Source organism: Burkholderia sp. AU31624, assembly GCF_020420065.1.
GTDB lineage: Bacteria > Pseudomonadota > Gammaproteobacteria > Burkholderiales > Burkholderiaceae > Burkholderia.
In genome coordinates this window covers 210927-231492 of sequence record NZ_JAIZRT010000001.1, presented here as the reverse complement: position 1 = coordinate 231492, position 20566 = coordinate 210927, and the positions used below count along the sequence as shown (strand labels likewise).

The following is a 20566-nucleotide window of genomic DNA, read 5'->3' as shown; positions in this document are numbered from 1 at the left end:
TTCATGACTGGGGTGACGCGTCGAGCAGTTGCCGCGCGACGTCGACGATGCGCAGGCCCTGATCCATCGCGCGCTTGCGCAGCGCCGCGTAGGCGTCGTGTTCGGACACCTTGCGCTCGTCCATCAGCAGGCGCTTCGCGCGGTCGATCAGCTTGCGTTCCGCGAGCTCGCGCTCGACGTCGGCCAGCCGGCGGCGCAGCGCGTCGTCGTGCGAGAAGCGGGCGAGCGCGACTTCGAGAATCGGCGCGAGGCGCTCGGCCGACAGCCCTTCGACGAGATACGCGCTGACGCCCGCGCCGACCGCCGCGCGGATCAGCGACTGATTGGCGTCGTGACTGAACATCAGCACGGGGCGCGGCGCGGTGGCGTGCATCACGGCAAGCTGCTCGAGCGTGTCGCGCGACGGGGAATCGGTATCGATGATCACGACGTCGGGATGTTGCTCCTCGACGGCGGCCGGCAGGCGCGCGGGCGTCGCGACGTCGTTCAGCATCTCGTAGCCGAGGTGCGCGAGCGCCTCGCCGAGCTCGCCGATCGGCTTGTCGGTGTCGGTGACGAGCAGCACGCGCAGGCGGGGGGAAGAAGCAGACGGACTCATGACGCGGACGGCGGCGGCGAAATCGTGGCGCGATGGGCGGATCGGGGGCGGCGGCCCCGTGCGGACCTCGGGTCGGTGCCGCGCGCGATGGCCCGGCGGCCGGCGCCGCTGTCTTCATGATAGGTAGGCGGCCGGTGCCGCGTGGCGTCGCGCATGCTACGCGGCCCGGGACAAGGCCGTTTCGATCGCGGTGCCCGCGTCCGGCACGTGCTGCACGGCCGCTTCGCCGATCGCGCCGCCGACGAGGATCACGGCCGGGCTGCCGAGCCGCGCGGCGTCGATGCCGCGCGCGAGACCGCCCAGCGTGCCGGTCCAGCGGCGTTCGTCGGGCGTGCCGGCCCATTGCACGGCTGCGGCCGGCGTCGAGGGCGACAGCACGGCGAGCAGGCCGGCGGCAATACTGTCGACGCGGCTCATGCCCATGTAGATCGCGAGCGTGGTGCCGGTCGCCGCGAGACGCGCCCAGTCGGGTTCGCCGTGGTCCTGACGGTGGGCGGTGACGAACGTGACGCCGTGGCAATGCGCACGGTGCGTGAGCGAGATGCCGAGGCTCGCTGCGGCCGCGAAGCCCGACGAGATGCCGTTGACGATCTCGACCGGAATCGCGGCGGCGCGCAGCGTCGCGAGTTCTTCACCGGCACGCCCGAACAGCAGCGCATCGCCGCCTTTCACGCGCACCACGTGCGCGCCGCGCAGCGCGTGGCGGCGCATCAGCTTCTCGATGAATGCCTGCGGCGTGGAGCGGCAGCCGCCGCGCTTGCCGACGCGGATCACGCGTGCCTGCGGCGCGAGTTCGACGATGCCGGGCGCGACGAGATCGTCGAGCAGCAGCACGTCGGCGGCGGCCAGTGCCTTCACGGCCTTCAGCGTGAGGAGATCGGGATCGCCGGGGCCGGCGCCCAGCAGCGTGACTTTGCCTGTCGTCATGTCGTGTTCCAGTGCCGCCGGCATGCGGCGGTCGATAGCGCGTATGTCTTGCGCGGCGGCGGCGGGCGGTCGAAACGCACCGGCATCCGGCCGTGCCGCGCACGGAAGGACGCCGTTGTCCTGATCGGCCCGCCTGAATGACGGGCAGGGTTTGCGGGGACTGCCCACCGGCGCCGTTGCCGGTGTCATCAGCGGATTCAGCAATATCCGGGCCAACCGGCATGACGCGTCGCGCCGGGGCGGCGGCAACGGCGCGCATTGCGCCGCGCGATGCCCCCGAGCGTGAAGGCAGCCGCCGCGCGCGGGCAGCCGCGATGCCGCATCGGCGTGCATCGTGCCCCGTCAGCGCGCACCGCGATGTCGCACGGCGACAGTGCTGCAGCGCACCACATCTGTGCCTCGCTGCCTCACGGCGCATCGTGGGTCGCACGAAGCCGCGCATCGTGCAACGCCCGATGAGCCTTGCGTGGCGGGGCTGCGGGCCCGATTCGCGACGACATGGCACGGCGTTTGCGTCAGGGGCTTCGGGCGGATCAATGGCGATTCGTCCGGCAGTACCGATTACCGACGCGCCCGGCAACGGGCTTCATGGGCAACGGCGTCCTACGCATCGGGTCTCGACGAGACCGGGTGCGCAGGACGCCGTTTTTCGTTTGGCGGATGACATGACCGACAAAGCTACCCGTATCGATCTCTTCAGCTTCCGCACCGCGCCGATGCGCGCGTTCCACCTGACGTGGATGGCGTTCTTCGTGTGCTTCTTCGCGTGGTTCGCGTGCGCGCCGCTGATGCCGCTGATTGCACGCGAATTCCACCTGACGGCCGCGCAGGTTGCCAACATCAACATCGCGGCGGTGGCCGCGACGATCGCCGTGCGGCTGCTGGTCGGCCCGCTGTGCGACCGCTTCGGCCCGCGCCGCGTGTACGTCGGCCTGCTGCTGCTCGGCGCGATCCCCGTGTTCGCGGTGTCGTTCACGCACGATTACCTGTCGTTCCTGATCTGCCGGCTCGGCATCGGCGCGATCGGCGCGGGCTTCGTGATCACGCAGTACCACACGTCGGTGATGTTCGCGCCGAACGTGGTCGGCACCGCGAACGCGACGACGGCCGGCTGGGGTAACGCCGGCGCAGGCGCGACGCAGGCGCTGATGCCGCTGCTCGTCGCCGCCGGCCTGATGCTCGGCTTCGGCGAGGATTCGTCGTGGCGCATCGCGCTGGTCGTGCCGGGCGCCGCGATGCTCGTGATGGCCTGGGCGTACTGGCGCTTCACGCAGGACTGCCCGCAAGGCGACATCATCGCGCTGCGCCACGCAGGCGTGACGGTCGACAGCGGCAAGAAGGGCGGCTGGGCGAGCTTCTTCGCGGCCTGCGGCAACTATCGTGTGTGGATGCTGTTCGTCACGTACGGCGCGTGCTTCGGCGTCGAGGTGTTCATCCACAACATCGCCGCGCTGTACTACGTCGATCACTTCAGCCTGTCGCTGAAGGACGCCGGGTTCGCGGTCGGCCTGTTCGGGCTGCTCGCGCTGTTCGCGCGTGCGCTCGGCGGCTGGCTGTCCGACAAGATCGCCGCAAGCCGCAGCCTCGACGTGCGCGCGACGCTGCTGTGCGCGCTGATCATCGGCGAAGGGCTCGGGCTGATCTGGTTCTCGCATGCGCAAAGCGTCGGCATCGCGCTCGTCGCGATGCTCACGTTCGGCCTCTTCACGCACATGGCTTGCGGCGCGACCTACGCGCTGGTGCCGTTCATCGACCGCAAGGCGCTCGGCGGCGTGGCGGGGATCGTCGGCGCGGGCGGCAACGTCGGCGCGGTGGCCGCGAGCTTCCTGCTGAAGGGTGTCGGCGACGTGCAGCACACGCTGAGCCTGCTCGGGCTGGCCGTCACCGCGACCGCGCTGTGCGCGATGGCCGTGCGCTTCAGCGCGGAACACAAGGCGCGCGAAGCCGAGTTGCGCGACCGCGCGCTGGCTGCCAGCGGCGTCGCGAACTGATCGACCGAAGGAAACGTCACCATGAAACTCATCGTCATCGGCCACGGCATGGTCGGCCACAAGTTCCTCGAATGCGTCGCGGCGGAAGCGGGCGCCGCGGGCGCGCTGCAGGTCACGGTGCTCGGCGAGGAACCGCGTCCGGCGTACGATCGCGTGCACCTGTCGGAATTCTTCGCGGGCAAGTCGGCGGACGACCTGTCGCTCGTCGAACCCGGCTTCTTCGCGCGTCATCCGCAGTTCGACCTGCGCCTGAACGCGCAAGTCGCGTCGATCGACCGCGCCGCGCATACGGTCACGCTCGCGTCCGGCGAAACGCTCGCGTACGACAAGCTGGTGCTCGCGACGGGGTCGCGCCCGTTCGTGCCGCCGATGCCGGGGCACGATCGTGACGGCTGCTTCGTGTACCGGACGATCGAGAATCTCGAAGCGATGCAGGCGTGCGGCACGCACGCGAAGCGCGGTGTCGTGGTCGGCGGCGGGCTGCTCGGCCTCGAATGCGCGAAGGCGCTGCGCGACATGGGGCTCGACACGCACGTCGTCGAATTCGCGCCGCGGCTGATGGCCGTGCAGGTCGACGACGGCGGCGGCCGGATGCTGCGCGCGAAGATCGAGGCGCTCGGCGTGACCGTGCATACGGGCAAGAACACGCTGGAAATCGTCGATGGCGAGGCAGGCACGCACCGGATGGCGTTCGCCGACGGCTCGCACCTCGACGCCGACATGATCGTGTTCTCGGCCGGCATCCGCGCCCGCGACGAACTGGCCCGTGCATGCGGTCTGGACATCGGCCCGCGCGGCGGTGTCGCGATCGACGACGCGTGCCGCACGAGCGATGTCGACATCTACGCGATCGGCGAATGCGCGGCCTGGAACGGCATGGTGTACGGCCTCGTCGCCCCGGGCTACGACATGGCGCGCGTGGTCGCGAAGCAGCTCGGCGGCGATGCGAACCGTGCAGTCGAAGTCGCCTTCGCCGGCGCCGACATGAGCACGAAGCTGAAGCTGATGGGCGTGGACGTCGCGAGCATCGGCGACGCGCACGGCACGACCGCCGGTAGCCGCACCTACCAGTACGCGGACGAGCGCCGCCAGGTCTACAAGAAGCTCGTGGTGTCCGACTGCGGCAAGTTCCTGCACGGCGCGGTGATGGTCGGCGATGCGGCCGAGTACGGCACGCTGCTGCAGATGATGCTGAATCGCATCGAGCTGCCTGAATCGCCAGAATTCCTGATCCTGCCGTCGTCGGACGGCGTCGCGAAGCCGGCGATCGGCGTCGAGGCGCTGCCCGCGGCCGCGCAGATCTGCTCGTGCAACAACGTGTCGAAATCGCAGATCTGCACGGCGGTCGCCGACGGCGCGACGAGTCTCGGCGCGCTGAAGACGTGCACCGGCGCCGGCACGTCGTGCGGCGGCTGCGTGCCGCTCGTCACGCAGATCATGAAGGCCGAGATGAAGAAGCAGGGCCTCGCGGTCAACAACCATCTGTGCGAGCACTTCCCCCATTCGCGCCAGGAGTTGTTCCACCTGATCCGCGTCGAGCGCATCACGACCTTCGACGAACTGCTCGCGAAGCACGGCCACGGCCTCGGCTGCGACGTGTGCAAGCCGGCGGTGGCGGGCATCCTCGCGTCGTGCTTCAACGAATTCGTGCTGAAGAAGGAGCACGCGGGGCTGCAGGATTCGAACGACTACTACCTTGCGAACATCCAGCGCGACGGCACGTACTCGGTGGTGCCGCGCATGCCGGGCGGCGAAGTCACGCCGCAAGGGCTGATCGCGGTCGGCCAGGTCGCGCAAAAGTATGGGCTGTACACGAAGATCACCGGCGGCCAGCGCGTCGACCTGTTCGGTGCGCGCGTCGAGCAACTGCCGTCGATCTGGGAAGAACTGATCGCCGCCGGCTTCGAATCGGGCCACGCGTACGGCAAGGCGCTGCGCACCGTGAAGTCGTGCGTCGGGTCGACGTGGTGCCGTTACGGCGTCGGCGATTCGGTCGGCCTCGCGATCGACCTGGAGAACCGCTACAAGGGGCTGCGCGCGCCGCACAAGATCAAGTTCGGCGTGTCCGGCTGCACGCGCGAGTGCGCGGAAGCCCAGGGCAAGGACGTCGGCATCATCGCGACCGAGAAGGGCTGGAACCTGTACGTGTGCGGCAACGGCGGGATGAAGCCGCGTCATGCGGAACTGCTCGCGTCCGATCTCGATCGTCCGACGCTGATCCGCTACATCGACCGCCTCCTGATGTTCTACGTGCGCACCGCCGACCGGCTGCAACGCACCAGCGTGTGGCGCGACAACCTCGAAGGCGGCCTCGACTACCTGATCGACGTCGTCGTGCACGACCGGCTCGGGATCGGCGCCGAACTCGAAGCCGACATGCAGCATGTGGTCGACACCTACGAGTGCGAATGGAAGAAGGCCGTGACCGATCCCGACACGCGCAAGCGCTTCCGTCACTTCGTGAACAGCGACGCGCCCGACACGACCATCGAATTCGTCGAGACGCGCGGCCAGATCCGGCCCGCGACACCGGGCGAACGCGCGGGCGGCAAGCTTGTGTCGATTCCCGTCGTCGCTGAAGGCGTGACGCAAGCCGCCACCGAACCCGCTACCGTTTGACCCTGACCGACACCCGCGTTTTTCCAAAGGAGTCCATCATGAACGATCGTCTTCCGCTGTCCTGGACCCGCGTGTGCGCGCTCGACGACATCGTGCCCAACACCGGCGTGTGTGCGCTCGTCAACGGCGAGCAGGTCGCGGTTTTTCACGTCGCGCATGCCGAAGCCGGCGGCGTGTTCGCGATCGACAACGTCGATCCGGTGTCGCAGGCGGCCGTGATGTCGCGTGGGCTGATCGGCAGCCTCGGCGAGCGCGTGGTCGTCGCGTCGCCGCTGTACAAGCAGCACTTCGACCTGCGCACCGGCGAATGCCTCGAGGTGCCGGAGCAGTCGGTGAGCGCGTATCCGTCGCGGGTCGAGGACGGTTTCGTGTGGATCGCAGCCTGACCGCCCCGGAGCGCGCATGACCGCCACCCCCGTCAAAAGTGTGTGCCCGTACTGCGGCGTCGGCTGCGGGATGGTGCTGCACGTCGAGGAAGGCGAAGTCGTCAAGGTGTCCGGCGACGCCGACCATCCGACCAACTTCGGGCGGCTGTGCACGAAGGGCGCGTCGGCGCACGTCGCGTTGCGCCGCTCGGGGCGGCTCGACCGCGCGTTCGTGCGGCGCGCGCGCGAGGACGACCTGGTGCCGCTGCCGGCCCGCGACGCGATCGCCGATACCGCGCGCCGTCTGCGCGCGGTGCTCGATACGCACGGACCCGACGCGCTGTCGTTCTACGTATCGGGTCAGATGTCGATCGAGGCGCAATACCTCGTCAACAAGCTCGCGAAGGGCTTCGTCGGCACCCGCAACATCGAGTCGAATTCGCGCCTGTGCATGGCGAGCGCGAGTACCGGCTACAAGCAGTCGCTCGGCGCGGACGGGCCGCCCGGGTCGTACCAGGATTTCGATCGCGCGAACCTGTTCTTCGTGATCGGCGCGAACATGGCCGACTGTCATCCGATCCTGTTCCTGCGGATGATGGATCGCGTGAAGGCCGGCGCGAAGCTGATCGTCGTCGATCCGCGCCGCACCGGCACGGCCGACAAGGCCGACCTGTTCCTGCAGATCCGGCCGGGCACCGATCTCGCGCTGACCAACGGGCTGCTGCACCTGCTGCATGCGAACGGCCGCACGGATGCCGCGTTCATCGACGCGTACACCGAAGGCTGGGACGCGATGCCCGCGTTCCTCGCCGACTACACGCCCGAGCGTGTCGCCGACATCACCGGCCTCGCGGAAGCCGACCTTCGCACGGCCGCGGAGTGGATCGGCGACGCGCAGGAGTGGATGAGCTGCTGGACGATGGGGCTCAACCAGAGCACGCACGGCGTGTGGAACACCAATGCGATCTGCAACCTGCATCTCGCGACGGGCAAGATCTGCCGCACCGGCAGCGGCCCGTTCTCGCTGACCGGCCAGCCGAACGCGATGGGCGGGCGCGAGATGGGCTACATGGGCCCCGGGCTGCCGGGCCAGCGCTCGGTGGCGTCGGACGACGATCGCCGTTTCGTCGAGAACCTGTGGCGCGTGCCGGCCGGCACGCTGCGCAAGGAGACAGGGCAAGGCACGGTCGACATGTTCTCGCGGATGGCGGCCGGCGACATCAAGGCCTGCTGGATCATCTGCACGAACCCGGTCGCCACGGTGCCGAACCGGCAGAACGTGATCGCCGGGTTGCAGGCCGCCGAGCTCGTGATCGCGCAGGACGCCTTCCTCGACACCGAAACCAACCGCTATGCGGACATCCTGTTGCCCGGCGCGCTGTGGGCGGAAGGCGACGGCGTGATGGTCAACTCCGAGCGCAACATGACGCTGATGCGCGCGGCGGTCGCGCCGCCGGGCGACGCGCTGCCCGACTGGCGCATCGTCGCGGAAGTCGCGCGTGCGATGGGCTTCGGCGATGCGTTCGACTATGCGTCGGCGGCCGACGTGTTCGACGAGATCGTGCGCTTCTCGAATCCGGCGACCGGCTACGACTTGCGCGGCGCGAGCCATGCGGCGCTGCGCGACGGGCCCGTGCAGTGGCCGGTCGCGCCGGGCACCGCGCGCGAACGGCACCCGATCCGCTATCTGAACGACGGCGTGAGCCAGACGCTGCGGCCGGCGGGCAACGGTAGCGCGAGCGACGCGCCGCGCCTCGCGTTCCCGACGCCGTCGGGCAAGGCGCGCTTCTTCGCGCGGCCGCACGTCGATCCGGCCGAGCGGCCCGCCGACACGTTCCCGATCGTGCTGAACACCGGGCGGCTGCAGCATCAATGGCACACGATGACGAAGACGGGCAAGGTCGCGATGCTGAACAAGCTCAACCCGCGCCCGTTCGTCGAGCTGCACCCGGACGATGCGAGCGCGCTCGGCATCGCCGCGAAGGACAGCGTCGAGATCCGCTCGGCGCGCGGCCGCGCGGTGCTGCCGGCGGTCGTGACCGAGCGCGTGCGGCGCGGCAACTGCTTCGCGCCGATGCACTGGAACGACGTGTACGGCGACGACCTGTGCATCAACGCGGTGACGAACGACGCGATCGATCCCGAATCGCAGCAACCCGAACTGAAATACTGCGCGGTCGCGCTGCGGCGCGTCGAGACGGATGCGTTCGCGTCCGCCGACGACGAGACGGCGCAACCCGACGCCCGCGCCGACGACGCGCGGCCAGTGTCCGCGCCGGCGCTTGCTTCACAGGAATCCGACATGGCAGACCTCGACACTTTCGCGGCCGCGCTCGGCGTGGCCGACCTCGCGCCGCCGCCGTTGACGGACACCGAACGGTTGTACGTGGCCGGCCTCGTCAGCGGGCTGAGGGCGAGCGCCGGCCGGCGCGAGGGCGGCGTACCCGTGCTGCCGGCCGGCGCGCCGCTCACGCCGCCGGTGCGGTTCTGGCTCGACGGCATGCTGGCCGGCCTGTTCAGCCGCTCGCTGCCGGCGAGCGTGCCGGGTGCCGCGGCGCCTGCGCCGACGGCCGATGTCACTGCGTCCGGCGGCGTGCGGATCGTGCGTACACGGCCGAAGGTCGTGCTGCTGTGGGCGTCGCAGACCGGCAACATCGAATCGTTGACCGAGGACTACGCGACGCAACTGATGAACGCGGGCTTCGAGATCCGCACGGCATGCATGTCCGACTATCCGGTGGCGTCGCTGGCCGGTGCGCAATACGTGCTGCTGATGACCAGCACGTTCGGCGACGGCGATGCGCCCGACAACGGCAGCGAATTCTGGGACGCGCTGCGGGCCGGCAGCGCCGCGCGCCTCGACGGCGTGCACTTCGCGGTGCTCGCGTTCGGCGATCGCAACTACGACCAGTTCTGCGGCCACGGCCGCCGGCTCGACGCGCGGCTCGCGGAACTCGGCGCGGCGCGCCTCTGCGCACGCGTCGATTGCGACGTCGAATTCCAGCGCGACGCCGACCATTGGCTCGAACGCGTCGTCGCGCGGATCAAGGAGGCCGATGCCGCGCTGCACGCGGTGCCGAGCGGCGGGATCAGCCCGTCGGGGCTGCTGCCGACCAAGGCGCATCCGGCGCCGTCGAAGCTCGTCGCGAACCTGCGGCTGAACCGCCCGGGCGCGGCGAAGGACACGCGCTACGTGTCGCTGTCGACCGAAGGCGCGAACCTCGAATACGAAACCGGCGACGCGCTCGGCGTGTGGCCGACCAACTGCCCGGAGCTGGTCGACGAGCTGCTGTCGGTCACGGCGCTGAAGGCCGATGCGCCGGTGTCGATCGCGGGTGTCGGCGACGTGCGCCTCGGCGACGCGCTCGCGCGTCACTTCGACATCACGCGCCCGCATCCGGACACGCTCGCCTTCATCGCGTCGCGCAGCGCGAACGGCGCGCTGAAGTCGCTGCTCGGCGACGACCGCAAGGGCGACCTGAAGCAATGGCTGTGGGGGCAGCAGCTTGCGGACGTGCTGCACGAGTTTCCGGTCGAGCTGTCGGGCACGGAGCTGGTCGGGATGCTCAAGCGCATGCAGCCGCGCCTCTATTCGATCGCGTCGAGCCCGAGCGCGCACCAGGGCGAGATCCACCTGACCGTGTCGGCCGTGCGCTATCACAATGGCCGGCGCGCGCGCAAAGGCGTGGCGTCGACGTTCCTCGCCGATCGCGCGGACGACGGCCGCGTGCCGGTGTTCGTGCAGAAGTCCGCGCATTTCCGGCCGCCGGTGAACGGCGACGTGCCGATCGTGATGGTCGGCCCCGGTACCGGTGTCGCGCCGTTCCGCGGCTTTCTGCACGAGCGGCAGGCACGCGGCGCGCGCGGGCGCAACTGGCTGTTCTTCGGCGAGCAGCATGCGCAGACCGACTTCTACTACGGCGACGAGCTGGGTGCGATGCACGACAGCGGTTTCCTGACGCGGCTCGACCTCGCGTTCTCGCGCGACCAGGCCGACAAGATCTACGTGCAGGACCGGATGCGCGAGCAGGGCGCCGAGCTGTTCGCGTGGCTGGAGGAAGGCGCGCACTTCTATGTGTGCGGCGATGCCGCGCGGATGGCGAAGGATGTCGATACGGCGCTGAAGGCGGTGGTCGCCGAGCACGGCGGGATGTCGGATGAAGCCGCGAACGATTATGTCGCGCGGCTTTCGAAGGCGCGGCGCTACATGCGGGACGTGTACTGAACCCCGGCGACGCGGGCCCGGCGGGTTACGCGTGATCGTCCGGTTGCGGCCGGCCGAACCACTGCCGGCTCGAGCGCGACAGCAACAGCAAGGTCGCCAGCGTGCACAGGCAGTAGACGGCGCTCAGGAAATCGGCCGGCCGATGGGCGACCGTAAAGGCCATCAACGCGAGCATGGCGATGACCAGCCCGATCATCGTGAGGCGCGCCCAGTTCTTCCGGCGCGCGATCTGCACGACGAGCAGCGCGAGGACGAGGGCGATCGCGATGAAGGCCGCCGCGAGCATCTGGACGATCCTGACGCGTAACGCGTCGCCCGAGACGCGGTCGAGCAGGGCCGGAACGATGGCCGACTCGAAAATGGCGACGCGGTACGAAAAGATGCACCACGCGCCAGCCAGCAGCGTGACGGCCACCCGGACCGTTTCCGGCGTATCTCCGCCGAAAATCGGCATATTCTTCAGCGAAGTCATTTTCATTCCGATGGGTTCCTTCGCGGCGGCGGGCATGCCGCTTGCGCTCGGCCGGCGGCGTCGCGGCCGCGGGCGGGAATCGATCGTCGCAGCGTAGCACAGGCGTCGGCGCCGGCAACGGCCGGTTCGTTTCGCGGCCGGCACACACCTTCCTTCACGATCGACCGGAGCAAACATGAAGACGAGATTCGTCAGGGCGGCGGCCCGGGCCGCGACCATCGGCATCCTGATGGCGGCAGCGGCATGGAACCTGTCCGCTGCCGCGCAGGGCGCGTCGTCGCCCGTCGGCTCGGCCGCCGCGACCCCCGACAACGCAATATTGCTCACGGTATTCCTGAAACACGATCAGTCGCGCCCGTTGGCCGAGCTGAATGCGCAGCTTGCGAAGCAGGGGTTCTACAAGGCGTTTCCGCCGCCGGGTGTCGAAGTGGTGAGCTGGACCGTGACGATGGGGATCGGGCAGATCGTCGTGTTGCGGCTGCCGGCGTCGCGGCTGCGGGAGGTCAATCGCGTGCTCGAGGACACGGCGTGGGGCGCGTACCGGACGGAGTTCTATCCGACTTACGACTACAAGGCGATCGGGTTGGGGGAGCATGAGCGGGCGAAGTGACGGGAAGCGGGATGCTTGCCCGGGATCGGCGCGTCCCGTCCCCGAAAAGCCGCGCGGCATTGCGCATTTGTCCCTGTCCGCGCGGGCGCGCGCGGCGATTTTCTCCCAAATGCATCACAAGTCATTCATCAGATGAAAAAACCATCCCGGTTCCCGGTATGATGCGCACCTTGCGTTGCAGGACGCCTTGTTTCTTTATGCGTTTTTGATGGACGAGATACCACAAATCCGCACAAAGCCGACGTGAAAGATTCTGTAATATAAATTCCGTATACTCGTAAGTTCTGACCCAGGCGCCTCCGAGCCCGTCTTCGGCCGGCCGCCCACGCAGAACAACCACAGATACGTCGCCGCCCGGCCAACCCGCGCCGCGACACGCTATGCACCACCACTGAACAACTTATGTCTTCCCGCCACTCTGGTTCGCCTGGTCGTGCCGCGGCGGTGATCGCCCGTGCCCGGGCGCTGATCCGCAACGAGCGCGTGCTGTCGCCGCTGCTTGCGCTCGGCATCGGCCTGCTGCTGATCGTGGTTTTCCAGCACCTGTCGGAATCCGTCGACTACCGGTCGGTGATCCGCCAGTTGCGTCATATGTCCGCCGGCGAGTGGGGCGCGTCGCTGGCCGCGACGGCCCTCAGCTATCTCGCGCTCGTCGCCCGCGACGCGGTCGGCCTGCGCTACGTCGCCGCGAAGGTGCCGCGCGTCGCGCTGTGGATCGGCGCGATCGCCGGGTCCGCGCTCGGTAACGCGACCGGCTTCGGCGCGCTGACGGGCGGCGCGGTGCGCGCACGCGTGTACGGCGTGTCGGGCGTCACGCCCGCGCAGATCGGCCGGATGACGGTGTTCACGAGCGGCACGCTGGCGCTCGCGATGGTGTTGATGACGGCAGTCGGCATGGTCTGCATGCCGGAAGCGCTCGCCGCGATGCTGCACGTCGCGCCCGGCGTGCTGACGTGGACCGGCGCGGCGCTGCTGGTGGTGCTGGCCGCGATGGTCGTGATGTGCGGCCACGCCGCACGCCCGGTCGTCACGCGCTTCAAGTGGCTGTCGTTCGACGTGCCGGCGCGGCGCGATCTCGTCGCGCAGGTCGTCTATGCGGTGCTCGACGTCGTCGCGGCGGGCCTGACGCTGTGGGTGCTGCTGCCGGCCGCGCCGGTCGGCTTCCCGACCTTCATTACTGTTTACGCCGCCGCGTTGCTGCTCGGGATGATCGGCCATACGCCGGGCGGGATCGGCGTGTTCGAAGCGGCGATGGTCTTCACGCTGGGCCGCGAAGTGCCGCCGCACGCGATGGTCGCCGCGCTGATCGCGTATCGCGCGATCTATTTCGGCGTGCCGCTCGTGCTGTCGGCCGGCCTGCTGGCCGGTTTCGAAGGCCGCGCGCTGCGGCGCCGGCTCGTGACGCGGCAGGCCGTGCGCGTGTCGCAGCTCGCGCCGGTGTTCCTGAGCCTCGTGACGTTCGCGGTCGGCGGGATGCTGGTGATCTCGAGCGCGACGCCCGCGTTCTGGCACCGGATCGCGATCCTGCGCCACCTCGTGCCGCTGTGGGTGCTCGAAGGCTCGCAGGTGATCTGCAGCGTGCTCGGCGTGGCGCTGCTGTTCGTCGCGCGCGGGCTGCTGCGCCGCCTCGACGGTGCCTGGTGGATGACCTTCGCGCTGACGCTCGCCAGCCTCGCGCTGTCGCTGGCGAAGGGCCTCGCGTTCGTCGAGGCCGGCGTGCTCGGCACGCTGCTGGTGCTGCTGCTCGTCAGCCGTCGCCGCTTCAACCGCCATTCGTCGCTGCTGGCGGAGCGCTTCACGGTGAGCTGGTTCGTGTCGGTGGCGATGGTACTGATGCTGGCCGTGTGGGTGCTGTTCTTCGCGTTCCGCGACGTGCCGTACACGCGCGAGCTGTGGTCGCATTTCTCGTTCGACGCGCGCGCGCCGCGGGCACTGCGCGCGACGCTCGCGTCCGGCGTATTCGTCGCGCTGTTCGCGTTGTGGCAACTGCTGCGCCCGGCGCCGGGTCGTTTCGTGAAGCCTGCGGAGCAGGACCTGTCGGATGCCGAACGAATCATCCGCGCACAGGAATGCAGCGATGCGGGCCTCGCGCTGATGGGCGACAAGTCGTTCCTGTTCTCGGAGTCCCGCCGGGCCTTCCTGATGTATGCGAAGAACGGCCGCACGTGGGCCGCGCTGCACGATCCGGTCGGGCCGCGCGAGGAATGGCCGGCGCTGATCAGCAAGTTCATCGCGCTCGCCCACGCGCATAGCGGCCGTGCGGCGTTCTACCAGGTGCGCGCGAACGCGCTGCCGCTGTATCTCGACGCGGGGCTCACGCTGATGAAGCTCGGCGAGGAAGCGCATATCGCGCTCGACCGGTTCGACCTGAAAGGTTCGAACCGCTCGCACCTGCGCTACGCGCTGCGCCGCGGCGACAAGGACGCGCTGACGGTCGAGGTGATCGCGCCGAGCGACGTGCCGGCCGCGCTGCCGGCGCTGCGCGACATCTCGGACGGCTGGCTCGACAGCCGCGACGCGCGCGAGAAGAGCTTCTCGGTCGCCGCGTTCCACGACGGCTATCTGGCGACGCAGTCGGTGATGCTCGTGCGGCAGGCCGACAAGCCGATCGCGTTCGTCACGTTCATGACGACCGACCTCAACACCGAGGCGACGGTCGGCGTGATGCGCCATCTGCCGGACGCGTCGCCGTACGCGATGGAATATCTGTTTACGCAGCTCGCGCTGCATCTGAAGGAAGCGGGTTTCCGCAAGCTGAGCCTGGGCATCGCGCCGTTCTCGGGGATGGGGGCGGCGAAGATGCCGTCGCCTTTGCACCGCATCGGCCTGATGGTCTGGCGCTTCGGCGGCCGCTTCTACAACTTCCGCGGCTTGCGCGCATTCAAGAGCAAGTTCGAACCGCACTGGGAGCCGCGTTACCTCGCGGCCTCGGGCACGGTCGGCGTGTTCGTCACGCTGGCGGATCTGTCATTGCTGGCTGGAGGTCGGCGTTCATGATGTTGAAGAAGGGAATCGCGCGGGCGGCAGCCGCCTGCGCGGGAATGATGCTGGCCGGCGCCGCGTGCGCCACCCAGCCAGCCGCAATGAAGGCCGAAACCGTATCGGGCGGCCGCTACGGGCCCGTGACCGTGACCAAACCCAGCGGGCCGCTGCGCGGCTTCGTCGTGCTGTTCTCGCGCGAGGCCGGCTGGAATGCGGCCGACCAGCAGGCCGCCGATGCGCTCGCGAAGGCCGGTGCGATGACGGTCGGCGTCGATTCCGAGCGGTACGCGATGAATCTCGCCGCGAAGCAGGAGACCTGCCATCACCTCGACGGCGACGCCGAAGCGGTCAGTCATCAGCTCGAGCGCCTTGCACAGTCGTCGCGCTACTTCACGCCGATCGTCGCGGGCGTGGGCCAGGGCGGCGCGATCGCGAAGCAGATCCTGTCGATGGCGCCGGAGAACACGATCGCCGGCGTCGTCTCGGTCGATCCCGCTGCCAAGCTCGATCCGCGCTTCAAGCCGTGCCCGCCCGATCCGACGATCGTGCGCCGCGCGATGCCCGGCTTCGTCGATACGGCGGCCACGGGCGATTCCGCGAAGCTCGTGTCGCTCGTCACGTCGCATCTGCTGGACACCACCCGCGGCGACGAACTCGACGTGTCGGACCTGCCGCTCGTCGAGCTGCCGGCCAAAGGTGGCAACGGCCAGCTCGCGATCGTGATCTCAGGTGACGGCGGCTGGCGCGATCTCGACAAGACGATCGCCGAGGCGCTGCAGCGCGACGGCGTGTCGGTGGTCGGCATCGACAGCCTGCGCTATTTCTGGAGCGAGAAGCCGCCGGCGCAAGTGAGCCGCGATCTCGCGCGCGTGATGCGCACCTACATGGCGCGCTGGCATGCGAACCGCGTGGCACTGGTCGGCTATTCGTTCGGCGCCGACGTGATGCCGTTCGCGTACAACCGGCTGCCGGCCGACCTGCGCGACAAGGTCGCCGTGATGTCGCTGCTCGGCTTCGCGCCGGCCGCCGATTTCCAGATCCGCGTGACGGGCTGGCTCGGCATGCCCGCAAGCGACAAGGCGCTGAAGGTCGCGCCGGAAATCGCGAAGGTGCCGCCGCAGCTCGTGCAGTGCTTCTATGGCGCGGAAGAGAAGGACACGATGTGTCCGGCACTCGTGAACACGGGCGCCGACGTGATCAAGACGCAAGGCGATCACCACTTCGGCCGCGACTACATCGCGCTCGAGAAGAAGATCCTCGGCGCGTTCGGCAAGCCGGTCGCGGCGCGCTGAACGCCGGCGCCCGCTTCGCGGCGGGCGCCGGCCGGGAGCTTCCGGTGCATCGTACGGGCGGCCCGCGGGCCGCCCGTTTCATTTTTCGGCGGGCGTTGTCGTTCGCGCATCGTGCTGGTAGAAGCCGGTGAACCGGTCGAGCTGCCGCCGCGCGGCCGTGATGTCCGTGCCGTCGCCGAGCACCGCGCTCGAAAACCCCGTGCGTTCCATCAGCAGCAACTGGTCGACCAGCACCTCGCCGGTCGCGCGCAGGTCGCCCGTGAAGCCGTAGCGCTTGCGCAGCAGGTACGCCTGGCTGTACGCACGCCCATCGGTGAACGACGGAAACGCGAGGTCGATGCGCGCGGCCCGCGCGATGTGTTCGGCGAGCGGTGGCAGTTCCTCGTCGTTACCGATCGTCAGCGTCGCCGTGCCGTGCTGCTGCGAATCGCCGGCGTGTTCGGCCGGTGTCAGCAGCCGGATGCGTGCGGTCGGATTCTCTTCGTGCGTCATGCGTGCTCCACCTGATGGCGCGCGTCGTTCGCGGCGGCCTTGAAGGGTTCCGGGCCGATGCGGCGGACGGTGTCGATGAATCGTTCGCTGCGGCCGTCGTCGTCGATGCGCGCGTCGAGATACGCATTGACGATCGCATCGACGACATCGACGATCTCGTCCGCCGAAAACGACGGGCCGATCACCTTGCCCGGCCGCGCGGGGCCGCTCGCGGTCGAGCCGTCCGAGCCGCCGAGCGTGACCTGATACCACTCGGCGCCGTCCTTGTCGACGCCGAGGATGCCGAGGTGGCCGCTGTGATGATGGCCGCACGAGTTGATGCAGCCGCTGATGTGCAGGTCGATGTCGCCGACGTCGTGCAGCATGTCGAGATCCTGGAAGCGCTCGGCGATCGCATCGGCGATCGGGATCGAGCGTGCATTCGCGAGCGCGCAGAAGTCGCCGCCCGGGCACGCGATCATGTCCGTCAGGAGTCCGACATTCGCGCTCGCGAGCCCGACCGCACGCGCGTGTTCCCACAGCAGGAACAGGTCGTCGACATGCACCCACGGCAGCACGACGTTCTGCGTGTGCGTGACGCGCGCCTCGCCGGCCGAGAACTGGTCGGCGAGATCGGCGAGCGCGTCGAGCTGGTCCGGCGACGCGTCGCCCGGTGCCTGCAGGCGGCGCTTGAACGACAGCGTGACGATGCGCAGCGCCGGATCGCGGTGGTCGGCCACATTGCGTGCGAGCCAGCGCGCGAAGGCCGGATGGCGTGCCGCCTGGGCGGACAGGCGCAGGTCCGCGTCGCGCAGGCTGACCGTGCGCGGCTCGAGCCGCGGCGGGACGAACGATGCGGCGACGCGGTCGAACTCGACCTGGGCAATCGTGTGCAGCCCGCCGTCGTGATCGACGATCTGGCGGAACTCCTCCTCGACGTCGTCGATGTAGCGCTGTCCCTCGGTCTTCACGAGGATCTTGATGCGCGCCTTGTACTTGTTGTCGCGCCGTCCGTAGCGGTTGTACACGCGGACGATCGCCTCGATGTAGTTCATCACGTGCTGCCACGGCAGGAACGCGCGCAGCAGCGTCGCGATCATCGGCGTGCGCCCCATCCCGCCGCCGACGCTCACGCGAAAGCCGAGCTCGCCTGCGTCGTTGCGCACGAGCTTGAGCCCGACGTCGTGCCAGTCGGTGGCCGCGCGGTCTTCGGTCGCGCCGGTGATCGCGATCTTGAACTTGCGCGGCAGGAACGCGAATTCGGGGTGCAGCGTGGTCCACTGGCGCATCACTTCCGCGAACGGGCGCGGATCGGCGATCTCGTCCGGCGCGACACCCGCGCGCTCGTCGCACGAAATATTGCGGATGCAGTTGCCGCTCGTCTGGATGCCGTGCATGTCGACGGTCGCGAGCAGGTCCATCACGTCGGCGGCCTTGTCGAGCGGAATCCAGTTGAACTGCACGTTGGTGCGTGTCGTGAAGTGCGCGCTGCGGGTCGGCAGGCGGAGCGTGCCGAGCAGGGCCTGCGCGTCCGATGCGGCGCGGTAGGTGGCGTCGTCCGGCACGTCGTAGTCGCGCGCGATCCGCGCGAGCACGCGCAGCTGCGCACTCGACAGTTCGCCGTACGGGACGGCCACGCGCAGCATCGGCGCATGGCGCTGCACGTACCAGCCGTTCTGCAGGCGCAGCGGCCGGAATGCGTCCTCGCTCAGCGTGCCGTGCTGCCAGCGCTCGAGCTGGTCGCGAAACTGGGCGGCGCGGCTGTGCACGAGCGCCCGGTCGAAAACGGTATATCGATACATGACGTGATACGCGAGAGGAGCCGTGGCGCGGCGCGCGTGGCTCGGGACAGACGTTGCGACGGGTGTCAGGCAACCGGGGACAGCGTAAGGAACGCGGTGCGGCGGGACAAGCAGCAGATGGGGACGAAAAGGGCGCAGCAGATGGCCGGCGTGACGCCGGCGCGGGCCGGGCATGCGTGCGTGCATGCCCGTGGCGGGCGTTTATGCGGGAGCGTCGACGACGAGCGCCGGATCGAGCGCGCGGATGCGCTGGTCGATGAAGTAGCCGCCGCCTTCCTGATAGCGCAGGAACAGGCGGCCGCACGAGCGGCAGCGGTTGACGGTGCAGCGGTTGTACGGGAAATGGCGCAGTGCGATCGGCGCGTCGTCCGACGCGTAGCGCGTGCCGGCCGGATGATATTCGGCGTAGGTCGGTTCCGTCTCGCCAAGTGGCGCGAGCGTGGCGACTTCGGTCAGTTGCGCGTCCTGCAGCGACAGCGGCAGGGTCGTCCATCCGGCGAGCGGCGTTTTCGTGCAGAGGCACGACTGCGTGATGTGCGCGGCTTCAACGGTCAGTTTCAACAGCGCGTCGTGATCGAGGTAGGGCAGTTGACTCATGGGCAATCATGAAGGGCGGCGGGATCAGCACTGTAACCCGCATGCGGCTTGCGCGCATCGCCGTGACGCCGGCGGCGCGCCCCGGGTGAGATTCAACCGCCCTTGCGGACCGACGGCTGCGCGACGAGCTCGCCGAGCACCCGGATCGCGCGCTCGATGTCGCGGCTCCACGGATGGCCGAAGTTCACGCGCACGCAACGCTCGAAGCCGTGCGCGGCCGAAAACAGCGGCCCCGGCGCGAAGCTGATCCCGCGTGCGATGGCCTGGCGATGCAGCTCCATCGCGTCGATCGCGTCGGGAAACGCGAGCCACAGAAAATAACCGCCTTCGGGCCGCACCCATTCGACGCCGGCCGGCAGCCAGCGCCGCAGCGCGTCGTCCATCCGGTCGAGCTGCGTGTGCAGCGCGCCGCGCAGCTTGCGCAGGTGCCGGTCGTAGCCGCCGTGCTCGAGATAGTTCGCGATGCCGACCTGCGCGGGAATGCTGGCCGACAGCGTCGTCATCAGCTTGAGCCGCTGCACCTTCTCCGCGAACCGGCCGGCGGCGGCCCAGCCGATCCGGTAGCCGGGTGCGAGCGTTTTCGAGAACGAGCTGCAATGCATCACGAGGCCGTGTCGATCGAACGCACGCGCGGGCAGCGGGTAGTCGGGGCCGAAGTGCAGCTCGCCGTACACGTCGTCCTCGATCAGCGGTACGTCGCGCGCGGCGAGCAACGCGACGAGCGCGCGCTTTTTTTCGACGGACAGCGTGACGCCGGTCGGATTCTGGAAGTTGGTCATGAACCAGCACGCGCGGATGTCGTGCCGGTCGAGCGCGTTCGCGAGCGCATCGAGATCGAGGCCCGTGCGCGGATCGACGGGAATCTCGACCGCGCGCAGGTCGAGCCGTTCGATCGCCTGCAGCGCCGCATAGAAACCGGGTGCTTCGACGGCCACGACGTCGCCGGGCCGCGTGACGGCCATCAGGCACAGGTTCAGCGCTTCGAGCGCGCCGTTCGTGACGACGATCTCGTCGATCGGCTGCGAGACGCCGGTCGCGAGATAGCGCCGCGCGATCTGCTGGCGCAGCGCCTCGTTGCCGGGCGGCAGGTCGACGACCGTGCTCCACGGGCTGACGAGCCGCGTGGCCTGCGCGAGCGATTTCGCGAGACGCGGCAGCGGAAACAGTTGCGGCGACGGGAACGCGGAGCCGAGCGGCACGATGCCGGGTTGCGTGGCCGCGTCGAGGACGGAGAACACGAGGCTGCTGATGTCGACCTTGCGCGTGACGCCGGCGCGGCTTGCCTGGCGTTTGGCGGCCGGGCTCGCCGCCGGCGTGGCGCCCGGCGCGACGTAGTAGCCCGAGCGTTCGCGCGCGCGGATCAGCCCCCACTGTTCGAGCAGGTAGTACGCGCGAAACACCGTCGACTGGCTCACGCCGTGCTGCGCGATGATCTGCCGCAGCGACGGCAGGCGCGTGCCGACGGCGAGGTTGCCGTTGCGGATGTCGTCGGCGATCGTGTGGGCGAGGGTTTCGTAGCGTTTCATCGGCGAGGGTGGCGCGCGCCGTCGCCACGCGCGGGCCGGAGTGGCGCCGCGCCGGCGGGCGCGGCTCATTGTCCGATGCGCGGCCCGAA

At 69.2% G+C, this 20566-nt stretch carries 14 protein-coding genes; 7 read left to right on the top strand and 7 right to left on the bottom strand.

What is annotated here, in order from left to right; translation table 11 throughout:
• Position 1: 1 nt before the first annotated feature.
• The gene (locus tag LGM89_RS01195) at positions 2–598 is read right to left on the bottom strand and encodes an ANTAR domain-containing response regulator (RefSeq protein ID WP_089442307.1); all 597 of its coding nucleotides are present in this window, start codon (positions 596–598) and stop codon (positions 2–4) included.
• 156 nt (positions 599–754) lie between these two features.
• The gene (gene cobA, locus LGM89_RS01190) at positions 755–1525 is read right to left on the bottom strand and encodes a uroporphyrinogen-III C-methyltransferase (protein ID WP_089498110.1); all 771 of its coding nucleotides are present in this window, start codon (positions 1523–1525) and stop codon (positions 755–757) included.
• Positions 1526–2190: 665 nt separating this feature from the next.
• Between cobA and LGM89_RS01185 the strand changes: the two genes are divergently transcribed.
• The 4 genes from LGM89_RS01185 to LGM89_RS01170 are packed head-to-tail and all read left to right on the top strand — an operon-like array spanning position 2191 to position 10725.
• Positions 2191–3516, top strand: coding sequence for an MFS transporter (locus LGM89_RS01185; protein ID WP_226272050.1), 1326 nt, complete (start codon positions 2191–2193; stop codon positions 3514–3516).
• 21 nt (positions 3517–3537) lie between these two features.
• The gene (gene nirB / locus LGM89_RS01180; protein ID WP_226272049.1) at positions 3538–6135 is read left to right on the top strand and encodes a nitrite reductase large subunit NirB; all 2598 of its coding nucleotides are present in this window, start codon (positions 3538–3540) and stop codon (positions 6133–6135) included.
• Between the two features lie 38 nt (positions 6136–6173).
• Positions 6174–6521 carry a nitrite reductase small subunit NirD gene (nirD, locus tag LGM89_RS01175; RefSeq protein WP_226272048.1) on the top strand — a complete coding sequence of 116 codons (348 nt, stop codon included), beginning with the start codon at positions 6174–6176 and terminating at the stop codon, positions 6519–6521.
• A 16-nt stretch (positions 6522–6537) separates the two neighbouring features.
• Positions 6538–10725, top strand: coding sequence for a bifunctional nitrate reductase/sulfite reductase flavoprotein subunit alpha (locus tag LGM89_RS01170; RefSeq protein ID WP_226272047.1), 4188 nt, complete (start codon positions 6538–6540; stop codon positions 10723–10725).
• Between the two features lie 25 nt (positions 10726–10750).
• Here the strand turns inward: LGM89_RS01170 and LGM89_RS01165 are convergent, their stop codons facing one another.
• The gene (locus LGM89_RS01165) at positions 10751–11374 is read right to left on the bottom strand and encodes a hypothetical protein (protein WP_226272046.1); all 624 of its coding nucleotides are present in this window, start codon (positions 11372–11374) and stop codon (positions 10751–10753) included.
• Between the two features lie 52 nt (positions 11375–11426).
• Between LGM89_RS01165 and LGM89_RS01160 the strand changes: the two genes are divergently transcribed.
• The 3 genes from LGM89_RS01160 (at position 11427) to LGM89_RS01150 (ending at position 16081) form a co-directional block, all read left to right on the top strand.
• Entirely contained in the window at positions 11427–11807 is a 381-nt protein-coding gene (locus LGM89_RS01160) for a hypothetical protein (RefSeq protein WP_089498111.1), read from the top strand.
• Positions 11808–12209: 402 nt separating this feature from the next.
• Positions 12210–14804 (top strand): bifunctional lysylphosphatidylglycerol flippase/synthetase MprF, encoded by a 2595-nt coding sequence (gene mprF, locus LGM89_RS01155; RefSeq protein ID WP_089496795.1) that lies wholly within the window; start codon positions 12210–12212, stop codon positions 14802–14804.
• The gene (locus tag LGM89_RS01150) at positions 14801–16081 is read left to right on the top strand and encodes a virulence factor family protein (protein ID WP_089496796.1); all 1281 of its coding nucleotides are present in this window, start codon (positions 14801–14803) and stop codon (positions 16079–16081) included. The genes mprF and LGM89_RS01150 overlap by 4 nt, the downstream gene beginning before the upstream one ends.
• 78 nt (positions 16082–16159) lie before the next feature.
• On the opposite strand, the gene LGM89_RS01145 is transcribed toward LGM89_RS01150, so the two are convergent.
• The 4 genes from LGM89_RS01145 to LGM89_RS01130 all read right to left on the bottom strand — a co-directional run bounded on the left by LGM89_RS01145 (position 16160) and on the right by LGM89_RS01130 (position 20477).
• The gene (locus LGM89_RS01145; RefSeq protein WP_226272045.1) at positions 16160–16573 is read right to left on the bottom strand and encodes a DUF934 domain-containing protein; all 414 of its coding nucleotides are present in this window, start codon (positions 16571–16573) and stop codon (positions 16160–16162) included.
• Positions 16570–18354: a nitrite/sulfite reductase gene (locus LGM89_RS01140; protein WP_226272044.1), complete on the bottom strand. Its 1785-nt coding sequence runs from the start codon at positions 18352–18354 to the stop codon at positions 16570–16572. The genes LGM89_RS01145 and LGM89_RS01140 overlap by 4 nt, the downstream gene beginning before the upstream one ends.
• A gap of 201 nt (positions 18355–18555) precedes the next feature.
• Positions 18556–18951 (bottom strand): hypothetical protein, encoded by a 396-nt coding sequence (locus LGM89_RS01135; RefSeq protein WP_089496799.1) that lies wholly within the window; start codon positions 18949–18951, stop codon positions 18556–18558.
• A gap of 92 nt (positions 18952–19043) precedes the next feature.
• Positions 19044–20477: a PLP-dependent aminotransferase family protein gene (locus tag LGM89_RS01130; protein WP_226272043.1), complete on the bottom strand. Its 1434-nt coding sequence runs from the start codon at positions 20475–20477 to the stop codon at positions 19044–19046.
• Positions 20478–20566: the final 89 nt, after the last annotated feature.

What these genes read in the sequence shown, in the direction of transcription:
- LGM89_RS01130 (WP_226272043.1), bottom strand. Translation starts at nt 20,477, where the DNA reads ATGAAACGCTACGAAACCCTCGCCCACACGATCGCCGACGACATCCGC.
- LGM89_RS01195 (WP_089442307.1), bottom strand. Translation starts at nt 598, where the DNA reads ATGAGTCCGTCTGCTTCTTCCCCCCGCCTGCGCGTGCTGCTCGTCACC.
- LGM89_RS01165 (WP_226272046.1), bottom strand. Translation starts at nt 11,374, where the DNA reads ATGTTTGCTCCGGTCGATCGTGAAGGAAGGTGTGTGCCGGCCGCGAAA.
- LGM89_RS01140 (WP_226272044.1), bottom strand. Translation starts at nt 18,354, where the DNA reads ATGTATCGATATACCGTTTTCGACCGGGCGCTCGTGCACAGCCGCGCC.
- LGM89_RS01135 (WP_089496799.1), bottom strand. Translation starts at nt 18,951, where the DNA reads ATGAGTCAACTGCCCTACCTCGATCACGACGCGCTGTTGAAACTGACC.
- nirB (WP_226272049.1), top strand. Translation starts at nt 3,538, where the DNA reads ATGAAACTCATCGTCATCGGCCACGGCATGGTCGGCCACAAGTTCCTC.
- LGM89_RS01150 (WP_089496796.1), top strand. Translation starts at nt 14,801, where the DNA reads ATGATGTTGAAGAAGGGAATCGCGCGGGCGGCAGCCGCCTGCGCGGGA.
- cobA (WP_089498110.1), bottom strand. Translation starts at nt 1,525, where the DNA reads ATGACGACAGGCAAAGTCACGCTGCTGGGCGCCGGCCCCGGCGATCCC.
- mprF (WP_089496795.1), top strand. Translation starts at nt 12,210, where the DNA reads ATGTCTTCCCGCCACTCTGGTTCGCCTGGTCGTGCCGCGGCGGTGATC.
- nirD (WP_226272048.1), top strand. Translation starts at nt 6,174, where the DNA reads ATGAACGATCGTCTTCCGCTGTCCTGGACCCGCGTGTGCGCGCTCGAC.
- LGM89_RS01170 (WP_226272047.1), top strand. Translation starts at nt 6,538, where the DNA reads ATGACCGCCACCCCCGTCAAAAGTGTGTGCCCGTACTGCGGCGTCGGC.
- LGM89_RS01160 (WP_089498111.1), top strand. Translation starts at nt 11,427, where the DNA reads ATGGCGGCAGCGGCATGGAACCTGTCCGCTGCCGCGCAGGGCGCGTCG.
- LGM89_RS01185 (WP_226272050.1), top strand. Translation starts at nt 2,191, where the DNA reads ATGACCGACAAAGCTACCCGTATCGATCTCTTCAGCTTCCGCACCGCG.
- LGM89_RS01145 (WP_226272045.1), bottom strand. Translation starts at nt 16,573, where the DNA reads ATGACGCACGAAGAGAATCCGACCGCACGCATCCGGCTGCTGACACCG.